Source organism: Microbulbifer rhizosphaerae, from assembly GCF_014191725.1.
In the GTDB taxonomy this organism is placed as follows: Bacteria; Pseudomonadota; Gammaproteobacteria; order Pseudomonadales; family Cellvibrionaceae; genus Microbulbifer; species Microbulbifer rhizosphaerae.
In genome coordinates this window covers 118150-139052 of the sequence record NZ_JACHWZ010000010.1, presented here as the reverse complement: position 1 = coordinate 139052, position 20903 = coordinate 118150, and the positions used below count along the sequence as shown (strand labels likewise).

Below are 20903 nucleotides of genomic sequence, written 5' to 3'. Positions count from 1 at the left end.
ACGTCAGAGTAATTCTTCGGGAGACCAGCAGTGGCGGTAGAGACTTTTCCTGCAGATGGCGACCGCGATTTGTCCTCGGTGCGGGGCGCCTTCCACCTCGGGGCCCTGTCGTACCTGCTTCGGGGCCACTTCCGGGCTCCCGCCGGCCATCTCGCCAGCGCCGGTCATCGGGTGCCGCGGGACTTCTCCGCCATCTGCGTGGCCAGCCAGGCGGACCCCGCCAGCGACACCTACATGATCGAACGGCTGCGCGAGCTGGGCCTTCGCCACGTGCGCCTGGACTATGGCTACTGCGCCCCCGACGGCCACACCGAGCGCTTCCTGCAGCGGCTGCTGGACGAGGGCTTCGCGGTGTTGCTGCACCTGGTGCAGCCGCCGGAGGAGGCCGCGCGCATGGGGCTGCCGGACGCCTGCCAGCGCTGGCACGACTTTGTGGCAACCGCCCTGGAGCGCTGGGGCGATCGGCTGGAGGCGGTGGAGATCGGCAACACCGTGAACCGCCGGCGCTGGTGCGGCTACCACCGCCTGGAATTCTTCGCCCGCGCCTGGCAGATAGCCGCCGGAGAGATACAGCAGCGCGGCCTGCGCCTGGCCGGACCCAATATCACCGACTTCGAACCCCCCTATAACGTCGGCCTGCTCAAGGCCCTGCGCCGTTGCGGCGGGCTTCCGGAAATCCACACCACCAACCTGTTCGCCGAGCGCGCCACCGAGCCGGAGAACTACGATCGCAAGGTCCTCGGGCGCCGTTTCGCCCACCTGCACCAGCTCAACCTGGTGAAGAAGGCGCGCCTGCTGGCGGCCATCAGTGAGCGCTTCCAACTGGCGCACACCTGGTCCACCAACGCCTTCTGGACCCTCGGGCGAATCCGCCGCATGCTGGAGGACTGCGAGCAGAAACAGGCGGACTACCTGGCCCGCTACATGCTGCTGGCCGCCGCTTCCGGCAGCCTGGGCCGCGCCTACTGGGGCCCGCTGGTGAGCTGGCGCGAGGGACTGATCGACGACGGCAGCGGCCGCGCCCCGCCCCACGAACTGGTGTGCTTCTACGGCACCAACTACGGCGAACTGCAAAACTACCGCGCCCGCCCGGCCTTCGATGCCATGGCCTTCTTCAACCGCACCGTGCCCGGTGCGGAGTATCGCGGCCAACTGTGCGATTCCCGCCGCCTGCAGCTGCACGAATTCATTCGCGGCGACCAGCGCATCCACGCGGTGTGGACGGTCAACGGCTGCGCCGCCGACCTGATGACCATCTATTCCCGCGAGGGTCTGGCCCGCGCCGAGTGGCGCAATCGCGACGGCGCGCCGCTGGCGGAGATGCCGGAGGTGGCCGGCGAGGCGCCGCTCTACCTGACCTGGCCTGTGTCGGTGGAGCCGGCGGTCAACCGCTCTGCCCGGGTGTTCGCCGGTGCGCGCATCGCGCCCCACGCGGATGCCGGCAACTACTACTGCTTCGACGACGGCCAGTGGCGGGGCATGGTGTGCGCCGCCAGCCGCGTCGATGCGGACAAGTTGTTCGCTGAACTGCACCCGCAAAAGCTGCCGGCACCGGCGAAACAGGACGCGCTGCGCAAGACCCGCAATGCGGTGTGGAAGGTCGCCGACCCCCGAGATCCGGAAAAATCCCTGGTGGTAAAGAAGCCGGACCGGCTGCCCTGGAACAAGAAGCTGGCGGACCGCTTCAAGCCCTCCAAAGGGCTGCGCAGCTGGAACGGGGCGGTGGAGCTGCAGCGCATCGGCGTGGCCACCCCGCGCCCGGTGGCCTGGTTCGAGCGCATTGAGCGCGGGGCCCCAACCGAAAACTGGTATATCTGTGAATTCCAGCCCGGCAATCTCTCGGTGCGCGATTTCTTCTCCGCGTTCAAACAGGGGGCGAGTTGCCACCGGGGTGTGGCCAAGAGGGAGTTCCTGCAGAAGCTGGCGCAGTTCCTGCTCAAGCTGCACAAGCGCGGGGCCTATTTCCGCGATCTGTCCGGCGGCAACATGCTGGTGCGGCTGGACGAAAACAACGAGCCGCATTTCTCGCTGATCGACACCGGCCGCGCGCGCTTCTATCCCAAGCAGCTGACCGTCTCCCGCCGCCTCTCAGATCTGAAGCGCGCCTGCTACAAGCTGGACTGGCAGAGCCGGAAGGAATTTATGGCACTCTACCTGGGTGCGCTGGGGCGCCGGTTTACGCCGCTGCACCGACTGCCGTTCCTGTACTACGACCTGAAGATCGGGCTCAAGCGCAGGCTGAAGGGCAAGAAGAAATCCTGAAGCCCCGAGCCACCGGGGGAGCTGCAGGAGCGGGCCATGCCCGCGATCGCGGGTAAATGCCAATCGAGGGTCCGACAAACGCCGATCGCGGGCATGGCCCGCTCCTACAAGGAGAGAGGGGCGAAAAGGTTTTAAGAGAGCTCTTCGAGCTCCCGCTCCTCTCCGCCCTTGAGATAGGTGACCGTCTCCCCCTCAGCCACCGCGTTGCACTCGCGACGCAGGGTCAGGTGATGCAGCTGCTTTTCCGCGTCGCGCAGCAGCAGGTGCTCGAGCCCCTGGTCGTCCACCGGCAGGATGCCGTTGCTCACCAGGGCGTCGCGCAGGGCGCGCAGGCGCGGCATATCGCGATAGCGGTCCAGGTCATCGGAGAGGCGCTTTTTCATGCGTTCGCTCTCGTGCAGTATCGCGACGGTCTCGCGGTATTTGGCGAAAAAGAATACCGCCGCAATCGCGAAGGCGATGATCACTCCCGTTTCCAACCAGCCCGGCATTCCAAACCCCCTTATTCGATATGTTGCCAGACCACCAACTGGTTGTTGGCCGGCAGATAGTGATTCTCTACGCGCTGCAGACCCGCATCTTCCGCCAGCCGGTCCAGCCACTCCAGGTCGCGGATGCCGCTGTGCGGATCGCGCTGCTTCAGCCAGCGGTCGAAATCGGCATTGCTGGAGCCGATGCCGCCGGGGCCACTGCCAATATAGCCGCCGGCGATTTTCATCGGGCCATAGACTATCAGCGCGCCGCCCGGCTGCAATACCCGGGGCAACGCGCGGAAGAGGGCCCGCACCGAATCCGCGGACATGATATGCAGGCTGTTGGCGGTGAACACGGCGTCCACGGCCAGATCCGGCCACTCGCCGCTCACGTCCAGTTCCAGCGGCGGCGGCATGTTGCTCGCGGGCTGCGCCGCCAGCCAGGCGCGGATGCCGGGCAGGTTCTCCGCGAGGTCAGAGGTCTGCCAGGTGAGGTGCGGCAGCCGCGGCGCGAAGTAGACCGCGTGCTGGCCGGTGCCGCTGCCGATCTCCAGCACCGAGCGGCGGTGGGCCAGCAATCGCCGCAGCTCGCGAAGTATCGGCTCTCGGTTGCGCGCGCAGGCGGGTGCGTCCGGCAGCTCGCCCGCGCTCACGGCGCCTCGTCCCGGGTGAAAACCCAGTCGTTGCCCTTGGACAATCCCGCATTGTAGCGGTAGCCGTCGCCGTCGAACGCCTTTAGTTCCTCCGCCTTTTTTACCCGCCGGTCGATGGCCCAGCGGCTCATGGTGCCGCGGGCCCGCTTGGCATAGAAGCTGATCATCTTGTACTGGCCGTTTTTCAGGTCCCTGAACTGCGGTGTGATCACCTCCGCTTGCAGCGCCTGGGGCCGAACCGACTTGAAGTACTCGTTGGAGGCCAGGTTGACCAGCTCCTTGCTCTTCAGACTCTGCAGCTGTTTGTTGAGCGCATCGGTAATCTTCCCGTCCCAGAACTCGTAGAGGTTTTTGCCGCGCGCATTGGTAAATCTGGTGCCCATCTCCAGCCGGTAGGGCTGCATCAGGTCCAGTGGGCGAAGCAGGCCGTAAAGGCCGGAGAGTATGCGCAGGTGCTTCTGGGCGTAATTGAAATCCCGTTTGCCCATGTTCTCCGCCTGCAGCCCGGTGTACACATCGCCCTTGAAGGCGAGCAGGGCGGGGCGGGCGTTCTTCGCGGTGAAGGGGCGTTTCCACTGCTGGAAGCGGTCGTAGTTGAGCGCGCCCAGCTTATCGGAGATCTTCATCAGGCTGGAGATCTGCTGCGGGCTCAGTTCGCGCAGCTCTTTAATCAGCTCGGAGGAGTCTCCGAGGAAATCCGGCCGGGTAACTTCCAACTCGGGCAACAGGTGGATAGGACTCTCGTAGTCCAGGGTCTTGGCCGGAGAAATAACGATTAACATCGGGTTCCTTGTTTGCCGGGAGCGCCGAGCCCCAGCTCGGCATACACTTGCGGACACTATTGCCGAGCTGGGGCTCGGCGTTCCCAGGGGGTTATTCGGGCTTCAGGATATCCTGCCACCAGTTCAGCGGCGTCTGCCCGTCCTGGGGGTCATACACATTGCCGTAGTACCAGACGCTGTTTGCGCCGTCGCACACGCTGTCGAGAATTTTTTCGATAGTGGCGAAGCCGCAGCTCACGTGGATGCTGTATACCAGCAGGCGCGGGCTCTCCAGGTCCAGTTCGCCGCCGAGCTTTTCCAGTTGCGGGGTGAGTCGGTCGGAAACGGCGGCGCTGTCGCCGCGGCAGAAGACGCGGATCGCCAGGTTACCCGAGCGCTTAACCAACTCGAACTCCTGTTTCTCCGTGTTCACCTTGATGGTATCGCCGCTGGCAATGCCCTTGATGAACGCCGGCGAACGCACCAGCTGGCAGCTGTCGTCCTCATTCACCCGTACCTGTAGGCGCTCCACCACCGGCTCGCCGTCCGGGCTGGTGCCGGCGAACAATTCGATTACCTGCAGTGCCGTCATAACCCCGCTCCCCCTGTATCGGGTATTAGTTGTGTAAAATAGCTGGCCAGGCATTATACAGGGAGGAGACGATGATCTCGCGCGCACTGATAACCGCCACCACCGTGGCCATATCTCTACTGGCCGGTTGTGCAGTCAACCCGGTCACCGGTAAGAAAGAACTGTCGCTGATATCCCAGGGCCAGGAGCTGGCCCTGGGCGAGCAGCAGTACCCGATCAACCAGCAGCAGCAGGGCGGCCAGTACATCCTGGACAAATCGCTGCAGGACTATGTGAACCGGGTGGGCCAGAAGCTGGCGCGGGTGTCCGACCAGCCGCAGCTTCCCTACGAATTCGTGGTGCTGAACAACTCAGTGCCCAACGCCTGGGCACTGCCCGGCGGCAAGATCGCGGTAAACCGCGGGCTGCTGGTACTGCTGGACGACGAAGCGGAGCTGGCCGCGGTGCTCGGCCACGAAATCGTGCACGCCGCCGCGCGCCACTCCGCCGCGGCCATGTCCCAGCAGCAGGTGCTGGGCGCGGGCCTGGCGGTGCTGGGGGCGGCCACCCAGGACACCGCCTATGGCGACCTGGTCTCCCTCGGCGGCCAGCTGGGCGGCACTGCCTATATCGCCCGCTACGGCCGCGAGAACGAGCTGGAGTCCGACCGCTACGGCATGAAATACATGGCCGCCGCGGGCTACGACCCCCAGGGCGCGGTGCGCCTGCAACGCAAATTTGTGCAGCTCTCCAAGGGCAAAAAGGCCGGCGGCCTGCAGGCCCTGTTCGCCAGCCACCCGCCCTCCCAGTCGCGGGTCGACGCGAATATCAAGCACGCCGAGGGACTGCCCAAGGGCGCCACCAACCGCGCGCAATACCAGAGGGCCATCGCCCAGCTGAAGCGCGACGCCGATGCCTACCAGAGCTACGACGACGCCCTGGCAGCGATTAACAACAAGCAGTACGACCGCGCCCTCAGCCTGGTGCGCCAAGCCCAGCGGCAGCAGCCCAAGGAGGCCTCCTTCTACGCCCTGGAGGGAGACCTGTTGGCGCACAAGGAACAGTACCGGAATGCCCACAAAGCCTACGACAGCGCGGTGCAGAAAAATCCCGGGCTCTTCTCCAACTGGCTCAAGCGCGGCATGGCCAGCGCCCAGTTGAACAACTACACCGCCGCCGAGCGCGACCTGGAGCGCTCACTGCGCTACCTGGAAACCGCCCACGCCCACTATTACCTGGGGCAGGTCAACGAAAAGCAGGGCAATGTACGGAACGCTTACAGCCACTACCAGACTGCTGCACAGGCGGGCGGGGAGATCGGCAACAAGGCCCAGGCGCGGATGCAGGCGATCGGCAATAAGGGCTGATACGGCAAAATTCTTTACTGTTTGACATTTGGTAAAGATTGGACCAACCTTTACCAAATAGTGATCCGCAAAGAGAGATCCCATGCCAAAAGTCAGCGCCAAAAGGCAAATCACCCTGCCGATCGAACAGTGCCGCCTGGCGGGCATAGGCCCGGGGGACGAGTTCGAAAGCTATGTGGACAACGAGGGCCATATAACCATCGTGAAGAAAAAGGCCGGTGCGGCAAAAGGCATTCTGTCCGGGCGGAAAATCGATTCCCGGATCAGCGATGAGGCCTCCCTGGAGAGCGGCCTCGCCTCGTGATCGCGGTAGACACCAATATATTGCTACGCTACCTGCTCGCTGACGACGAAACCCAGAGCAGGAAGGCCTCCACATTGATCAACGGCTCGCAATCGGTCCTGGTAACCGATGTAGTGCTGGCGGAAACCATTTGGACCCTCAAAGGCAAGAAATATAAACTCGACAGGGACGCCATAATCCGAGTGATCAACGCCCTTTTTGAAGAACCCAATATCCATTTCGAAGACGGCCAGACGGTATGGCGCGCCCTGTGCGATTACCGCAAGGCCAGATCGGTAAAAAGTGGCGGCAAAAGAAAGCTGGCGGACTTTCCCGATGCCCTGATTGTCAACAAGGCGCAATCCTATGCGCGGGATTGCGGCGAACGGCTTTCCGGAGTATTTACCTTTGATACGGCGGCACAAGTACTGCCCGGCACCAGAAAACCCTAAAAAGATAATCGGTGGTGCTGAGTCCCAGGGCCGTCTTTTTTCTTTCCCGTCTTTAGTCTCCAGTTGTCCAGCCGCAGGGGAAGTCTGTTTTTCGGACGGTTCCTGATGCTGGGGATTATTGTTGTCGCAGGCGTTGATCGACAACAGAAAAGCTCTTGCGGCTGGAAGCCAAGGAACCTCTGAAAAACCAAAGGATATAAAAATGACAAGCTATACAAAGGAATTCAGTAAAAAACCCGCCTCCGCCAGCCCCAAGCATATCCTGATCTTCCTCGACGGTACATGGAACGACGAGGACGGCAAGGACGGCGACGGAATAACCACCAACATCTACCGGATGTTTCGCTCCATCGCCGGCAGGCTGTACGAAGACGACATTCCCCACCGCATCGAGGGCGATAACCAAGTGGCGTTGTATTTCCGCGGTGTGGGCAACGACGAGGACAACGGCGCCCTGGGCACCTTCTACGAAGGTGCCTTCGGCGCCGGGGAAAAGCGCATCCGCGACCACGCCTATGTACAACTGGTGGATCACTACGCCCCCGGGGATTCCATCAGCATTTTCGGATTCAGCCGCGGCGCCGCCTGCGCGCGGCTATTGGCGGCGAAAATCCACAAATACGGCATTCTTTCCCGACTTATGGCCACGTTCGAGAAGAACGACAACGACGGGATTCTCGAGGAGTATTTCCTGCGCTACGACGATGGCGTACCCGATGACGAAGCGGTGGACGTCCAGTTTCTGGGCATCTTCGACACCGTGGGCGCCTTCGGCGTGCCGGTGAACCTGGGATTTATCAAGCTGCAGAAACTCAACCTGTTCCGCAACCTCCGAGTGGCGGAGAACGTCCGGCGGGTGGTGCACTGTGTCAGCCTGGACGAGAGCCGCGAGCCCTTCGTGCCCACCCTGTGCAATTGCGATGAAAAGGTGGAGGAAGTCTGGTTCCCCGGCGTGCACTCGGACGTAGGCGGCGGGTACCGGCTGAATGAACTGGGAAAAATCTCCCTGAACTTTATGGTGAAGCGCCTGCGGGAGTATTTTCCCGGCAATCCGGTGCAGTTCGACCAGACGGAACTGGACAGGCATACGCAGATAGACCTGATCAACGACCGGATACATCTGCACTACCACGGCGAGGGGTTCAAGAAGTACCTTCGAGATGTCTACGTTTCCAGGGACGGGGAGAAGTCCGCAATCAAACCCAGGGTTCACAAGTCCGTGGTGGATCTGAAGGAGTGCGAGAAACTGCATCTGGTGGAGTCCACCAGCACCTTTGTGAAGTTGACGCCTATTTTGTATTTGCCGGATAACCTGGCGGCGTTGAAGGGGAGTTATGAGATTGTGGAGTAGCGTTATTTACGGAATCAGAGTGCTGCAACGGGGCGGGCCGATGGCCCGCAAGCCGAGCTGGAGCTCGGCGTTCCCAGGGGTACTCCGTTAACTATCCGCTGGTCCCTCCAACTTAGTATCGGGGGGCTCCACCACCCACTCGGGCTCCTCGAATTCGCCCAGGGGGCGGACTTCCACGAAAGGGGCGGCGCTGCGGATAATCTCGTCGATCTCCGGGTTGTGCCTGCTCTCCATGGCATCTCTCTCGGCCTTGCTGTTCCAGCTGGCGATGGCGATCAGGGTGTTGGGGTCGCCGATTTTCCGGCGCAGCTCGGTGCCCCTGGCGCCGGGGGCCCGCTGGATCAGCTCGGAGGCGCGCACCCAGACCTCGGCGTATTCCTCGGCGGTGTGGCCTTCTTTAATGTGGACTTCGAAGATGTATTTCATTTGAGAGCGGGCCTCCGGCCCGCAAGCGGAGCTGGAGCTCCGCACTCCCGGGGTTACGCTTTCTTCAGCTTGTCCTCGTGGCCGTGGCGGATATCGGCACCCTCCACCAGGTAGACCACCTGCTCGCAGATGTTCTTGGCGTGGTCGCCGATGCGCTCCAGGGAGCGCAGGGTCCAGAGGACATTGATCACCCGCGAGATACTGCGCGGATCTTCCATCATGTAGGTGATCAGCTCGCGCACCGCGGTGCGGTAGTCCATGTCCACCTGCTCGTCTTCCGCGAGGGTGTCCATCGCGGATTTCACATCGAAACGGGTGTAGGCGTCGAGGGAATCGTTGAGCATCTTGCGCACGGCGCTGGCGATATGGCGGATCTCGGTGTAACCGCGTGGCGCGGACCCCTCGTCGGTGAGTGCGATGGCCATCTTGGCGATCTTGCTGGCCTCGTCGCCGACCCGCTCCAGGTCGCGGGCGATGCGGATCACCGACATCACCATGCGCAGGTCGGAGGCGGCGGGCTGGCGCTTGGCGATAATCAGCGTGGCGTGCTCGTCCAGGGCCATTTCGCGCTTGTCGATTTCCTCTTCGATGTGCAGCACCTTTTCCGCCAGTTCGCTGTCGGCGTTGGCCAGTGAATCCACTGCGTCGGCCACCTGGCGCGCTACCATGCCGCCCATTTCCAGCATCTCGGTCTTGATGCTTTCCAGGTCCTCGTTGAATTGGCGGGAGATGTGTTGGTCGAAATGCATGTCCATAGTGGTTCTCAGGGAGTTGGTTGCCTCAGCCGAAACGGCCGGTGATATAGGCCTCGGTCAATTCGTGTTGCGGGTTGGTAAACACCATTTCGGTATCGTTCACCTCCACCAAGTGTCCCAAATGGAAATAGGCGGTGCGCTGGCTGACCCGCGCGGCCTGCTGCATGGAGTGGGTGACGATGGCGATAGTGTAGTTCTCCCGCAGCTCGTCGATCAGTTCTTCGATGCGCGCGGTGGCGATGGGGTCCAGGGCGGAGCAGGGCTCGTCCATCAGGATCACCTCCGGGCTCACGGCGATGGCGCGGGCGATACACAGACGCTGCTGCTGGCCGCCGGAGAGGCCGGTGCCGGGCTTGTCCAAACGGTCCTTCACCTCGTTCCACAGGCCGGCGCGGCGCAGGCTGTTCTCGACGATCTCGTCCAGTTCCGCGCGGCGGCTGGCGATGCCGTGGATCTTGGGGCCGTAGGCGACGTTGTCGTAGATGCTTTTCGGGAAGGGATTCGGCTTCTGGAACACCATGCCCACCCGTGCACGCAGCGGCACCACGTCGACTTTGGGGCCGTAGATGGGTTCGCCGTCGAGGGTGAGTTCGCCCTCGACGCGGCACCCTTCGATGGTGTCGTTCATGCGGTTGAGGCAGCGCAGGAATGTGGACTTGCCGCAGCCGGAGGGTCCGATCATCGCCACCACTTCGTTGCGGCCGATATCCAGGCTCACATTGTGAATCGCCTGGGCCTCGCCGTAGAAGACATTGACATTGCGCATGCGCAGCTTGGCGTTGTCGCACAGCGGTCGGCCGACGGTTTCGGTTACCTTTCTCTGGGTATCCACTGTCTCTCGTTCTACCGTTTTGGGTTGCGCGGCTCCGGTTTGGCCGGCTGCGTCCAGGGTCATTGTAGTCATCGGAAGATAATCCCGTTTGTCGGCCGCTACCAGCGGCGCTCGAGTTTTTTGCGCAGCCAGACCGCGCTGGTGTTCATGGCGATCAGCACGGCGAGCAACACCATGATGGCCGCCGAGGTGCGCTCGACAAAGGCACGCTCGGGGCTGTCCGCCCAGAGGTAGATCTGTACCGGCAGCACCGTGGCCGGATCGGTAATGCCCCCGGGCACGTCGACGATAAACGCCACCATACCGATCATCAGCAGCGGCGCCGTCTCGCCCAGGGCCTGGGCCATGCCGATAATCGCGCCGGTGAGCATGCCGGGCAGCGCCAGCGGCAGCACATGGTGAAATACCACCTGCATGCGCGATGCACCCATGCCCATGGCCGCCTCGCGGATCGACGGCGGCACCGACTTGAGCGAGGCGCGGCTGGTGATAATAATCGTCGGCAGGGTCATCAGCGTCAGCACCAGGCCACCGACCAAAGGCGCGGAACGCGGCAGCTCGAAAAAATTGATAAAGATCGCCAGGCCCAGCAGGCCGAAGACAATGGACGGCACCGCGGCGAGGTTGTTGATATTCACCTCAATCAGGTCGGTCCAGCGATTTTTCGGCGCGTACTCCTCGAGATAAATCGCCGCGGACACGCCGATGGGGAAGGACAGCAGCAATGTCACCAGCAGGGTGAGCAGGGAGCCCACCAGCGCCGCGCGAATACCCGCCTGTTCCGGCTCGCGGGAATCGCCGTTGGTAAAGAAAGTGGTGTTGAAGCGTTTCTTCAGCTCGCCGCTTTCCATCAACTGCTGGATCCAGCCGGCCTTCTGGTCCGAGGTGCGGCCGCGGAAGCCGTTTTTGGAATCGTCCAGGCTCTTGACGAAGGTGTCCACGTCGTCGTCGGCGGCCAGCCACAGGGTTTCGCTCTGGCCCAGCAATTCGGGGTCGGCCTTGAGGCGGTCGCGCAGGGTAAAGGGTGCACCGGTGGAGACCAGTGAGTAGAGTTCGCGTTTCTCCTTGCGCCCGCTCACCTCGGGGAAACGCTGCAGCAGCGCCTGACGAATCACGCCGTCGAAGTTGGCCCAGGCCAGGCTTTCGTCGTCCACCTTGTCGATGCCGAGCACCTGCTCGTCGTAGTGCACGCGCAGCTCGATGGCACTCTGCACGAAGGCGCCGCTGCCCTTGGAAATGATATCGGTAAACAGCACCACCACCGCGAGCACGCCGAAGGCAATGCTGGCGATGCCCAGGCCGCGGAAGAGTTTTTCCTTGCGGTGGCGGCTGGTGAGGCGCCGCTCGATGCGCTCGCGCACCTGTGCTTGAGACAGATCAGTCATACTGTTCCCGATATTTTTTCACGACGTGCAGGGCGATAAAGTTCAGCACCAGGGTGGATAAAAACAGCATCAGGCCAAGGGCAAAGGCGGCCAGGGTTTTCGGGCTGTCGAACTCCTGGTCCCCCACCAGCAGGGTGACGATCTGCACGGTCACCGTGGTTACCGACTCCAGCGGATTCGCGGTCAGGTTGGCAGCCAGCCCCGCGGCCATCACCACGATCATGGTCTCGCCGATTGCGCGGGACACCGCCAGCAGCACGCCGCCGACGATGCCCGGCAGCGCCGCGGGAATCACTACCTTGCGCACGGTTTCCGAACGGGTGGAGCCCAGGCCGAGCGCACCATCGCGCAGGGACTGGGGCACCGCGTTGATCACGTCGTCGGACAGCGAGGATACGAACGGAATAATCATGATGCCCATCACCAGCCCGGCGGCCAGCGCACTCTCGCTGGAGGCCTGCACGCCGACGGAGGTGGCCAGGTCACGGATAAAAGGCGCGACCGTGAGCGCGGCGAAGAAGCCGTACACCACCGTGGGCACGCCGGCGAGGATTTCCAGCAGCGGCTTGGCCAGGGCGCGCACCCGCTTGCTGGCGTACTCGGCGAGATAGATGGCGGACATCAGGCCCACCGGCACCGCCACAAACATGGCGATGGCGGAGACCATCAGGGTGCCGGTGAACAGCGGCACTGCGCCGAAAGCGCCGCTGGAGCCCACCTGGTCGGCGCGTAGGGCCATCTGCGGGCTCCAGTGCAGACCGAACAGGAATTCGGTAACCGGCACCGTCTGGAAAAAACGCAGGGATTCGAACAGTACCGAGAGCAGAATGCCCACGGTAGTTAAGATGGCGGCACAGGCGCAGGCGAGCAGTACCGCGCGCAATACCTTTTCCACTTTTTCCCGCGCGCGCAGTTCGGGGGAAAAACGCAGCAGGGCGAAGGCCCCCAGGCCCAGCGCCAGTATCAGGGTCAGCGCCGCCTGCAGCAGGCTCGCGCCGCTGCGCAAACTGTTCAGGCGATCCGCCGCGGCCTGCAGTTCCGGTGTGGTCTCGCCGAACAGGTTGCCGGCGGCGAGATTCTGGATCTGCACGTAGAGCAGGTTCCGCCCGGCGGCGGTCTCCGGCCTGTCGGGAATACTGTTCATCACCATCGCACGGATGATCGCGTTGTCGAAAGCCAGCCAGGCGCCCAACAACAACAGTGCCGGCAGGCCGCACCAGAGCGCGGTGTGCAGACCGTAGTAACTCGGCAGCGAAGCCAGGTTGCGCACGCCGCCTCTGCTGCGCGCAGCCGCAAGCGCGCGGCTGAAACCGGTACCGTAGGCCACCAGGACCAGCAGTAACAACAGGGCGAACAGGGTGGGGGTTTGCATCGATCTACCGTGCTTTCAAATTCTTCGCGGGCATTATCCGGGCTTTTTACGACGATTGCATGGCGCCGTCACAAAGAACAAAACGGCAGGACTGCCGTTTTGCACAACCGAAGGCTGCCCACAGGGTGAGGGCCATGGATGGCCCGAATGAAAAGCCAGGCCCCGGGGCCTGGCTGACAATTCCGTTTACCGGACTGGAAACAGAATTTATTTCTTTGCGGCGAGGTCGGTCAGCGCGCTCAGCTTGCGCACGTCCGCCACTACCTGCTGGCGCTTGGCCGCGGGCAGCGGGATCATGCCCTTGTCGGCCAGGTAACCGTCGTCGCCCCAGGCGCGTTCGCTGGTGAACTCGGCCAGGAACTGCTTGACCCCCGGCACCACGTTCACGTGCGCTTTCTTCGCATAGATGAACAGCGGGCGGGAGACCGGGTAGCTCTGGTCGGCGATGGAGTCGAAAGTCGGCTCCCGGCCCTCGATCAGGGAACCCTGCACCTTGTCGGCATTCTGGTCGAGGAAGCTGAAGCCGAAGATACCCAGGGCGTTGGGGTTGGCCACCAGCTTGTTTACGATCAGGTTGTCGTTCTCACCCGCTTCCACATAGGCGCCGTCTTCGCGCACGTTGTGACAGATGGCCTTGTAGGCGCTCTTGTCTTCTTTCTTCTTGGCGGCGATCCAGTCGAAGGACTTGCAGCCACCTTCCATCGCCAGCTCGGCGAAGGCGTCTCGGGTACCGGAAGTTGGGGGCGGGCCCAGCACTTCGATCTTGTGCGCGGGCAGGGCCGGGTTCACGTCTTTCCAGGTTCTGTAGGGGTTGGGCACCAGGGTCTTGGAGCCGTCTGGGTTGGGGACATCCTTGGCCAGGGCCAGGAAAATGTCGCGGCGGCTCAGCTCGAAGGGCTCGGCGCTCTTGGCGTTGGCCAGCACGATGCCGTCGTAGCCGATCTGCACCTCCACAACGTCCACGCCGTTTTCGTTGCACATGTCCAGCTCGGACTGCTTGATGCGGCGGGAGGCGCCGGTGATATCCGCGGTATTCTCACCCACACCCTGGCAGAACAGCTTCATGCCGCCACCGGTGCCGGTGGATTCCACCACCGGGGTCTTGAACTGGGTGGCGCGGCTGAAGCGCTCGGCCACAGTGGTGGTAAAAGGATATACAGTGGAAGAGCCGACGATGCTGATATGATCGCGGGCCGCCAGGGCCGCCTGGGAAGCGGCAATCGTCAGGGCCGCCAGGGCCGAGGCCACTAATTTCTTACTCGCGGGGCGCTTGTTCATGGGGAACTCCAGTGTTCTCGGTTTTGTTTCACGCGGCGATGCTATGAATTTCGGGTGACGATTCTATGAATGAAAAATGACAAAATGGTTACAGACCTTCTCTGCCCCTATCCCTGGCGCCAATAGCGTCTACACGGTAGGCTTGAGCCCTCGACAGAACAATAAGATGCGATGAGAAATTCTCCCATGTCCCCGTTGCTTCGCGGTGCCCGCGGCCTGGATCACCTGGCGCGCGCCACCGGCGGCCTGCTCGGCTGGTTCACCCTGGCGATGGTACTGCTGCAGAGTGCGGTGGTGCTGCTGCGTTACGGCCTCAACGGCGGTTCAGTGGCCCTGCAGGACTCGGTGGTCTACCTGCACGGCGCCGTCTTTATGCTCGGCCTGGCCTACGCCCTCTACACCGGCGCCCACGTGCGGGTGGATGTCTTCTACCGCCGCATGAGCCCGCGTCGCCGGGCCTGGGTGGATGCGGTGGGTACCCTGGTATTCCTGCTGCCACTGTGCGCCTTTATCGCCATCGGCAGCTGGCATTTCGCCGCCGCCAGCTGGGCGGTACGCGAAACGAGCTCCAGTGCCGGCGGCCTGCCCGGGGTATTCCTGCTCAAGAGCCTGATCCCGCTGGCGGCGGCAACCCTGGCGCTGCAGGGGCTCGCGGAACTGGCGCGGGCGCTGGCGCGGCTGATGGAGGTGGAAGGCGCAACGCTCACTCCCCGGGCACCGGCGGCTACGCCCTCGGCGGCAGAGGAGATAGGCGTGTGATCGAGCTGGTTCCCCTGCTGATGTTTCTCGCCGTGTGCGGTCTGCTAATGTTCGGTTACCCGGTGGCCTTTACCCTGGGCGGCACCGCGCTGCTGGCGGCGGGCCTGGGTATCGTCGCCGGCGCATTCGACCCGGAGCTGCTGCGCGCCTTCCCCGACCGCCTCTACGGCATCATGCAGAACGGCACCCTGATGGCGGTGCCGCTGTTCGTATTGATGGGCGTGATGCTGGAGCGGGCGCGGATCGCCGAGGAGCTGCTGGTGAATCTGGCCCGGGTGTTTTCCCGGGTGCCCGCGGGCATGGCGGTCTCGGTGGTGGTGGTGGGCGCGCTGCTGGCCGCCAGCACCGGCATCGTCGGCGCCACGGTGGTGACCATGGGGCTGATGTCCCTGCCCACCATGCTCAAGCGCGGCTACTCGCCGACCCTGGCCAGCGGCACCATCTGTGCCACCGGCACCCTGGGCCAGATTATTCCGCCGTCCATCGCCCTGGTGCTGCTGGGGGACACACTGTCCAATGCCTACCAGCGGGCGCAGCTGTCCGCGGGTATTTTCAACCCGCAGCCGGTGAGCGTGGGCGACCTGTTCGTGGGGGCTATCATTCCCGGGCTGCTGCTGGTGACGGCCTATATCATCTACCTGCTGTTTGTGGCCCGCCACCAGCCGGCGGATACCGGCGACGGTGGCCAGGTGAACCTCTCGCAAACCCTGATGAGCCTGCTGCCTCCCATTGCGCTGATGCTGTTGGTGCTGGGTTCAATCATCACCGGCATCGCCACGCCCACCGAAGCCGCCGCGGTGGGCGCCCTGGGGGCGGGGCTGCTGGCCTATAGCCGCGGCGCGCTCAAGTGGCAGCGGGCCGGGGAGGTGGGACGCAGCACCCTGCAGGTGACCGCGATGGTGTTCGCCATCCTGATCGGTGCCTCGTTGTTCTCGCTGGTGTTCCGCGGCTATAACGGCGAGGAGCTGGTCACCGGCTTCTTCACCAACCTGCCCGGTGGCGTGATCGGCGCGACCCTGCTGGTAATGCTGGCGATCTTCCTGCTGGGCTTTATCCTCGACTTTATCGAGATCACCTTCGTGGTGGTGCCCATCGTCGGCCCGGTACTGCTGGCCATGGGCGTGGACCCGGTGTGGCTGGGCATTATGATCGCCATCAACCTGCAGACCTCCTTCCTCACCCCGCCGTTTGGCTTCGCGCTCTTCTATCTGCGCGGAGTGGCGCCGGAATCGGTGGCCACCGCGGCCATCTACCGGGGCGTGATGCCGTTTATCGCCATTCAACTGCTGGTACTGTGCCTGCTGGCAATTTGGCCGGCGCTGGCGACCTGGCTGCCGGGATACTTGTCATAGGGGGCGAGCACCCCTTAGCCTTGGAGATCTTCGGAATCCGAGGGGTGTCCCACTACCCTGGCTGGCTATTTGATAGTCAAATTGTGCTATAATGCGCCACCCGCAAATCGGCGGAACCCAATAAATCTAACAACGTGAGCAGTCGATGTCCGCACTCGATGAAGAACCGCAACCCACCGGCACCCTGACCCTGCAAACCCAGACCATGCCCCGCGACACCAACCCCCAGGGGGACGTTTTTGCCGGCTGGCTGATGTCACAAATGGACCTGGCCGGCGCCATTCTCGCCCAGAGCATCGCTCGCGGCCGGGTCACCACCGTCGCGGTGGGCAGCATGGTGTTCCTGCGCCCGGTGCCTGTGGGCTCCACCGTCAGCTGCTACGCGGAGGCCATCGAAGTGGGCCGCTCCTCGATCCGCACCATGGTGGAAGTCTGGCTGACCCGGGTACATACCGGTGAGCAGGTAAAGGTCACCGAAGGCGAGTTTGTATTCGTGGCCATCGACGACCGCGGCCATACCAGGCCACTGCCATAGTAACCATCACCCGGCGGGTGCTATACCCATGGGGATGGTGCAACAAATCCTGAACCTGGCCGGTGTCCTGTTGATTCCCAGCGGGGTGTTACTGATGATTCTCGGCCGCCTGCGCTGGAGCCGCAAAGCGATCCTGTCCGGCGTCGCGTTCCTGGTCCTGGGCGCACTGCTGCTGGTGTGGATGCATTTTGTATTGCTCTGGCAGGTGGACGCCTGCCTGGATTCGGGTGGGCAGTACAATTACGAAGAGAGTGTCTGCGATTTTGAATAGCGAAACAGCTATCGCTTCGCGGTTCAACCCGGAGATACATCTGCAGACTTGTCCGACTCTCCACAGTTATTCACTATCTTTCAGCGCCCGCGCCTGGTAGTAGGCCTCCTCGCTGATCTGGTGATAGGGAATTACCTCCCGCTCAAACTCCTTGAACGCCTTGTACACCCGGGCGAACTGCGGGTCCCTCGCCGCGGTTTCTTCCATGATCTGGTCGTTGATTTTCTGCAGGTGCGCGATCACCTCCGCGGGCAGGCGCTTGAGTCGTACGCCATGCTTCTCCACCAGTTCCTTCAACGCGCGGTTGTTGCGCGCGGTGTACTCGTCGAGCATATCCTGGTTGGCGTCGCGGGCGGCGGTGCGCACGATTTCCTGCAAGTCCGGCGGAAGTTTTTCGAATGCGGTCTTGTTGACGATAAATTCCAGGATGGAGCCGGGTTCGTGCCAGCCGGGGTAGTAGTAGTAATCGGCAATCTGGTGGAAACCGAAGGCCAGGTCGTTGAAGGGGCCCACCCACTCGGTGGCATCGATAACGCCGGTCTGCAGTGCGGTGTACAGCTCGCCGCCGGGGATGGTGACGGCGGTGCCGCCGGCGCGGTTCAGCACCTCACCGCCGATGCCGGGAATGCGCATCTTGAGGCCCTTGAGATCCTCCACGGAATTGATCTGCTTGTTGAACCAGCCGGCCATCTGCACGCCGGTGGAGCCGCCGGCCATGGGAATCAGGTCGAAGGGCGCGTAGATTTCCTCCCACAGTTCCAGGCCGCCGCCGTGGTGCAGCCAGCCGTTCATCTCCTGGGCATTGAGGCCGAAGGGCACGGCGGTAAAAAATTGTGCGGCCGGGATTTTTCCCTTCCAGTAATAGGCCGCGCCGTGGCCCATCTGCGCGGCGCCATCGGATACCGCGCCGAACACCCCCATCGCCGGCACCAGCTCCCCAGCGCCATAGACCTTGATCTTCAGGCGCCCGGCGGACATGGCTTCAACTTTTTTCGCGAAACGCTCCGGTGCACTGCCGAGGCCGGGGAAGTTCTTCGGCCAGGTGGTGACGAGTTTCCACTCGAAGGTTTCGCGACTGCCGTCCTCGGAGAAATGCTGCGTGGGGCCCAGGGAGGCTCGGGAGGCGACCAGGGCGCCGAAGGTGATGACCAGCAGGGCGAGCAGGCCGAGGATGATGGGGGGGTACCAGTTGATTTTTTTCATCGGTTTTTATTGTTCACTGCTTTGTGCGTTTTTGCATTTGTAGGACCGGCCGTTGGCCGCGATCGGACTTCGTAAGAATTACCGATCGCGGCCAACGGCCGCTCCTACAGGCGGGCCCGCGGCCCGTTTGCGGAGCTGGAGCCTTCAGCGCCAATAAACAGCTCCGCGGTCCCGGGGTTAGAGCGGTTGGAGTTTGGCCATGGCCACCACCAGCCACTTACTGCCGGCGTCGTCGAAGTTGACCTGTACCCGGGCGCGGGGGCCGTTGCCTTCGAACTGTATTACGGTGCCCTCGCCGAATTTGGGGTGCTCCACGCGGCCACCGAGGGCCAGCGGGGGCAGGTCGTCGAAGTCCGGCGCGGGGTCGGACAGGTTGCCGATCTTGCCGTAGTTTGGGTTGAACAAGGGGCGGGAGATCTCGGTTTTCAGGCGCACTTCGTGTACCAGCTCCGGCGGAATCTCGGCGATAAAGCGCGACGGGCTGTTGTAGGTCTCGTTGCCGAACAGACGGCGGTTTTCCGCATAGGTGATGTACAGCTTCTGCATCGCGCGGGTGATGCCCACATAGCAGAGGCGTCGCTCCTCCTCCATGCGCCCGGGCTCCTGGGCGGACATCTTGTGCGGGAAGAGGTTTTCCTCCACCCCGGCCATAAACACCAGCGGGAACTCGAGGCCTTTGGCGGAGTGCAGGGTCATCAGCTGTACCGCGTCCTCGAACTCGTCCGCCTGGCCCTCGCCGGCATCCAGTGCAGCGCTGTCCAGGAACTGGTTGAGCAGCGGCGGCTCCTCTTCGCCTTCGGGCACGTCGATGCCATCGAAGGCACGGCAGGCGCTGACCAGTTCCTGCAGGTTCTCCACCCGGGTCTGGCCTTTTTCACCCTTTTCCTTGCCGTGGAATTCCAGCAGGCCGCTGCGCTCGATCACATCCTCGGCGATCGCATCCAGCAGTTTGTCTTCGGCATCCGCGGCCAGTTGCTCCACCAGGTTGAGAAAGCTCTGCAATGCATTGCCGGCGCGCGCGGACAATACGCGCTGCTCGATCATCTGCGTCGCAGCTTTCCAGAGGGAACTGCCGTGCTCGCGGGCATAAGACCGCACCGCCTCGACGCTGCGCGCACCTATGCCGCGGGTGGGGGTATTCACCACCCGCTCGAAGGCAGTGTCGTCGTCGCGGCTGGCGATCAGGCGCATATAGGAGAGGGCATTCTTGATCTCCATGCGCTCGTAGAAGCGCTGACCGCCGTAGATGCGGTAGGGTACCTGCTCGCGCAGCAGGGCCTCCTCCAGTACCCGCGACTGGGCGTTGGAGCGGTAGAGGATGGCCACGCTGTCGCGGCGGTTGCCGTCGCGCACCCATTCGCCGATGCGGTCGACGATAAAGCGCGCTTCGTCCTGTTCGTTGTAGGCGGCGTAGACCGCGAGGGGTTCGCCTTCCTCGCCATTGGTCCACAGCTCCTTGCCCAGGCGCCCGGCGTTGTTCGCGATCACCGCGTTGGCGGCGTTGAGGATGGTGGCGGTGGAGCGGTAGTTCTGCTCCAGCCGCACCATCTGCACGTCGTGCATATCCCGGGCGAAGTGCTGGATATTCTCGATTTTGGCCCCGCGCCAGCCGTAGATGGACTGGTCGTCGTCACCCACCGCGGTGATATGGCACTGGTCACCGGCGAGCAGGCGCAGCCAGGCGTATTGGATGGTGTTGGTGTCCTGGAACTCGTCCACCAGGATATGCGGGAAGCGGCGGCGATAGTGGGCCAGCACGCTGTCGTTGTTCAGCCACAGCTCGTGGGCCCGCAGCAGCAGCTCGCCGAAATCGACGAGGCCGCCGCGCTGGCAGGCCTCCTCGTAGGCGAAATAGATGCGCACCATGGTCTGCAGCCAGGGATCGCCGCCGGCATTGATGTAGTGCGGGCGCAGGCCCTCGTCCTTCTGCGAGCCGATCCACCACTGGGTCTCCCGCGGCGACCACTTGGATTCATCCAGCTGCAGGTCGTTCTGCACCCGCTTGATCAGGCGCAGCTGGTCGTCGGAGTCGAGAATCTGGAAGTTCTGCGGCAGGTTGGCCTCTTTCCAGTGGGCCTTGAGCAGCCGGTGGGCCAGACCGTGGAAGGTGCCCACCCACATGCCAAAGGTGTTTACCCCCAGCAGCTCCTCGATGCGCCCGCGCATCTCGCGGGCGGCCTTGTTGGTAAAGGTGACCGAGAGGATGGAGTAGGGGGAGGCCCCCTCCACCTGCATCAGCCAGGCGATGCGGTGCACCAGCACGCGGGTCTTGCCGGAGCCGGCGCCGGCCAGTACCAGTTGGTTACCGGGGGGCGCAGCCACGGCCTCGCGCTGGGCGTCGTTGAGGGGGTCTAGAATCTGCGATACGTCCATGGCGGGGATTGTACCAGAGCCGGGGCCTCTTAAACTGGCTAAATAAACAGGTCCGTATCTTTGATGAGCACGCTCACTGGGCCCGCTTTGCTCCCTTCTAAACGCACTCGAGAGCAGGACAGAATGACCGGTCCCCTATGAGAAGGTTCTGCTGCCGGGGGCGGTTTCCGGGACCTTTAATAAGGCAGG

General features: G+C 63.1%; 21 protein-coding genes. 9 read left to right on the top strand and 12 right to left on the bottom strand.

The features are described 5' to 3' along the window. The first annotated feature begins 30 nt into the window (after positions 1-30). Positions 31-2262, top strand: coding sequence for a lipopolysaccharide kinase InaA family protein (locus FHS09_RS23265; protein WP_183460181.1), 2232 nt, complete (start codon positions 31-33; stop codon positions 2260-2262). A 131-nt stretch (positions 2263-2393) separates the two neighbouring features. On the opposite strand, the gene FHS09_RS11955 is transcribed toward FHS09_RS23265, so the two are convergent. From FHS09_RS11955 to FHS09_RS11940, 4 genes are all read right to left on the bottom strand, one after another. Then, entirely contained in the window at positions 2394-2753 is a 360-nt protein-coding gene (locus FHS09_RS11955; protein WP_183460179.1) for a hypothetical protein, read from the bottom strand. Between the two features lie 11 nt (positions 2754-2764). After that, positions 2765-3388: a DUF938 domain-containing protein gene (locus tag FHS09_RS11950; protein WP_183460177.1), complete on the bottom strand. Its 624-nt coding sequence runs from the start codon at positions 3386-3388 to the stop codon at positions 2765-2767. Next, entirely contained in the window at positions 3385-4170 is a 786-nt protein-coding gene (yaaA, locus tag FHS09_RS11945) for a peroxide stress protein YaaA (protein ID WP_183460175.1), read from the bottom strand. Before yaaA ends, FHS09_RS11950 begins: the two co-directional genes overlap by 4 nt. 91 nt (positions 4171-4261) lie before the next feature. Further along, positions 4262-4741 (bottom strand): DUF4265 domain-containing protein, encoded by a 480-nt coding sequence (locus FHS09_RS11940; protein ID WP_183460173.1) that lies wholly within the window; start codon positions 4739-4741, stop codon positions 4262-4264. 71 nt (positions 4742-4812) lie between these two features. On the opposite strand from FHS09_RS11940, the gene FHS09_RS11935 reads away from it, so the two are divergent. The 4 genes from FHS09_RS11935 to FHS09_RS11920 all read left to right on the top strand — a co-directional run bounded on the left by FHS09_RS11935 (position 4813) and on the right by FHS09_RS11920 (position 8173). Next, positions 4813-6087, top strand: a complete 1275-nt coding sequence (locus tag FHS09_RS11935; protein WP_183460171.1) for a M48 family metalloprotease — start codon at positions 4813-4815, stop codon at positions 6085-6087. Between the two features lie 82 nt (positions 6088-6169). Continuing rightward, on the top strand, positions 6170-6391 hold the full coding sequence (locus FHS09_RS11930; protein WP_183460169.1) for an AbrB/MazE/SpoVT family DNA-binding domain-containing protein: 222 nt from the start codon (positions 6170-6172) through the stop codon (positions 6389-6391). Continuing rightward, on the top strand, positions 6388-6822 hold the full coding sequence (locus tag FHS09_RS11925; protein WP_183460167.1) for a PIN domain-containing protein: 435 nt from the start codon (positions 6388-6390) through the stop codon (positions 6820-6822). Before FHS09_RS11930 ends, FHS09_RS11925 begins: the two co-directional genes overlap by 4 nt. Before the next feature lie 202 nt (positions 6823-7024). Then, complete coding sequence (locus tag FHS09_RS11920) at positions 7025-8173, top strand: phospholipase effector Tle1 domain-containing protein (RefSeq protein ID WP_183460165.1); 1149 nt, start codon at positions 7025-7027, stop codon at positions 8171-8173. Positions 8174-8260: 87 nt separating this feature from the next. Here FHS09_RS11920 and FHS09_RS11915 read toward each other — a convergent pair whose 3' ends face one another. From FHS09_RS11915 to FHS09_RS11890, 6 genes are all read right to left on the bottom strand, one after another. Further along, positions 8261-8599: an antibiotic biosynthesis monooxygenase family protein gene (locus FHS09_RS11915; RefSeq protein ID WP_183460163.1), complete on the bottom strand. Its 339-nt coding sequence runs from the start codon at positions 8597-8599 to the stop codon at positions 8261-8263. 53 nt (positions 8600-8652) lie between these two features. After that, positions 8653-9354: a phosphate signaling complex protein PhoU gene (gene phoU / locus FHS09_RS11910; RefSeq protein WP_183460161.1), complete on the bottom strand. Its 702-nt coding sequence runs from the start codon at positions 9352-9354 to the stop codon at positions 8653-8655. Positions 9355-9379: 25 nt separating this feature from the next. Then, a complete protein-coding gene (pstB, locus tag FHS09_RS11905; RefSeq protein ID WP_246394944.1) occupies positions 9380-10120 on the bottom strand; it encodes a phosphate ABC transporter ATP-binding protein PstB in 741 nt (246 codons plus the stop codon). A 164-nt stretch (positions 10121-10284) separates the two neighbouring features. Then, entirely contained in the window at positions 10285-11571 is a 1287-nt protein-coding gene (pstA, locus tag FHS09_RS11900) for a phosphate ABC transporter permease PstA (RefSeq protein ID WP_183460157.1), read from the bottom strand. Next, complete coding sequence (pstC, locus tag FHS09_RS11895; protein ID WP_183460155.1) at positions 11564-12943, bottom strand: phosphate ABC transporter permease subunit PstC; 1380 nt, start codon at positions 12941-12943, stop codon at positions 11564-11566. Before pstC ends, pstA begins: the two co-directional genes overlap by 8 nt. A 207-nt stretch (positions 12944-13150) precedes the next feature. Next, positions 13151-14221 carry a PstS family phosphate ABC transporter substrate-binding protein gene (locus FHS09_RS11890; protein WP_183460153.1) on the bottom strand — a complete coding sequence of 357 codons (1071 nt, stop codon included), beginning with the start codon at positions 14219-14221 and terminating at the stop codon, positions 13151-13153. Between the two features lie 186 nt (positions 14222-14407). Between FHS09_RS11890 and FHS09_RS11885 the strand changes: the two genes are divergently transcribed. From FHS09_RS11885 to FHS09_RS11870, 4 genes are all read left to right on the top strand, one after another. Beyond that, positions 14408-14980, top strand: a complete 573-nt coding sequence (locus FHS09_RS11885) for a TRAP transporter small permease subunit (RefSeq protein WP_183460151.1) — start codon at positions 14408-14410, stop codon at positions 14978-14980. Beyond that, the gene (locus FHS09_RS11880) at positions 14977-16332 is read left to right on the top strand and encodes a TRAP transporter large permease subunit (RefSeq protein WP_183460149.1); all 1356 of its coding nucleotides are present in this window, start codon (positions 14977-14979) and stop codon (positions 16330-16332) included. The genes FHS09_RS11885 and FHS09_RS11880 overlap by 4 nt, the downstream gene beginning before the upstream one ends. Before the next feature lie 145 nt (positions 16333-16477). Further along, positions 16478-16867, top strand: a complete 390-nt coding sequence (locus tag FHS09_RS11875) for an acyl-CoA thioesterase (RefSeq protein ID WP_183460147.1) — start codon at positions 16478-16480, stop codon at positions 16865-16867. 28 nt (positions 16868-16895) lie between these two features. Beyond that, on the top strand, positions 16896-17138 hold the full coding sequence (locus FHS09_RS11870; protein WP_183460145.1) for a hypothetical protein: 243 nt from the start codon (positions 16896-16898) through the stop codon (positions 17136-17138). A gap of 66 nt (positions 17139-17204) precedes the next feature. Here the strand turns inward: FHS09_RS11870 and FHS09_RS11865 are convergent, their stop codons facing one another. Next, a complete protein-coding gene (locus tag FHS09_RS11865) occupies positions 17205-18341 on the bottom strand; it encodes a TRAP transporter substrate-binding protein (protein WP_183460143.1) in 1137 nt (378 codons plus the stop codon). A 177-nt stretch (positions 18342-18518) separates the two neighbouring features. Next, positions 18519-20714, bottom strand: coding sequence for a DNA helicase II (gene uvrD / locus FHS09_RS11860; RefSeq protein ID WP_183460141.1), 2196 nt, complete (start codon positions 20712-20714; stop codon positions 18519-18521). Between the last annotated feature and the right edge of the window lie 189 nt (positions 20715-20903).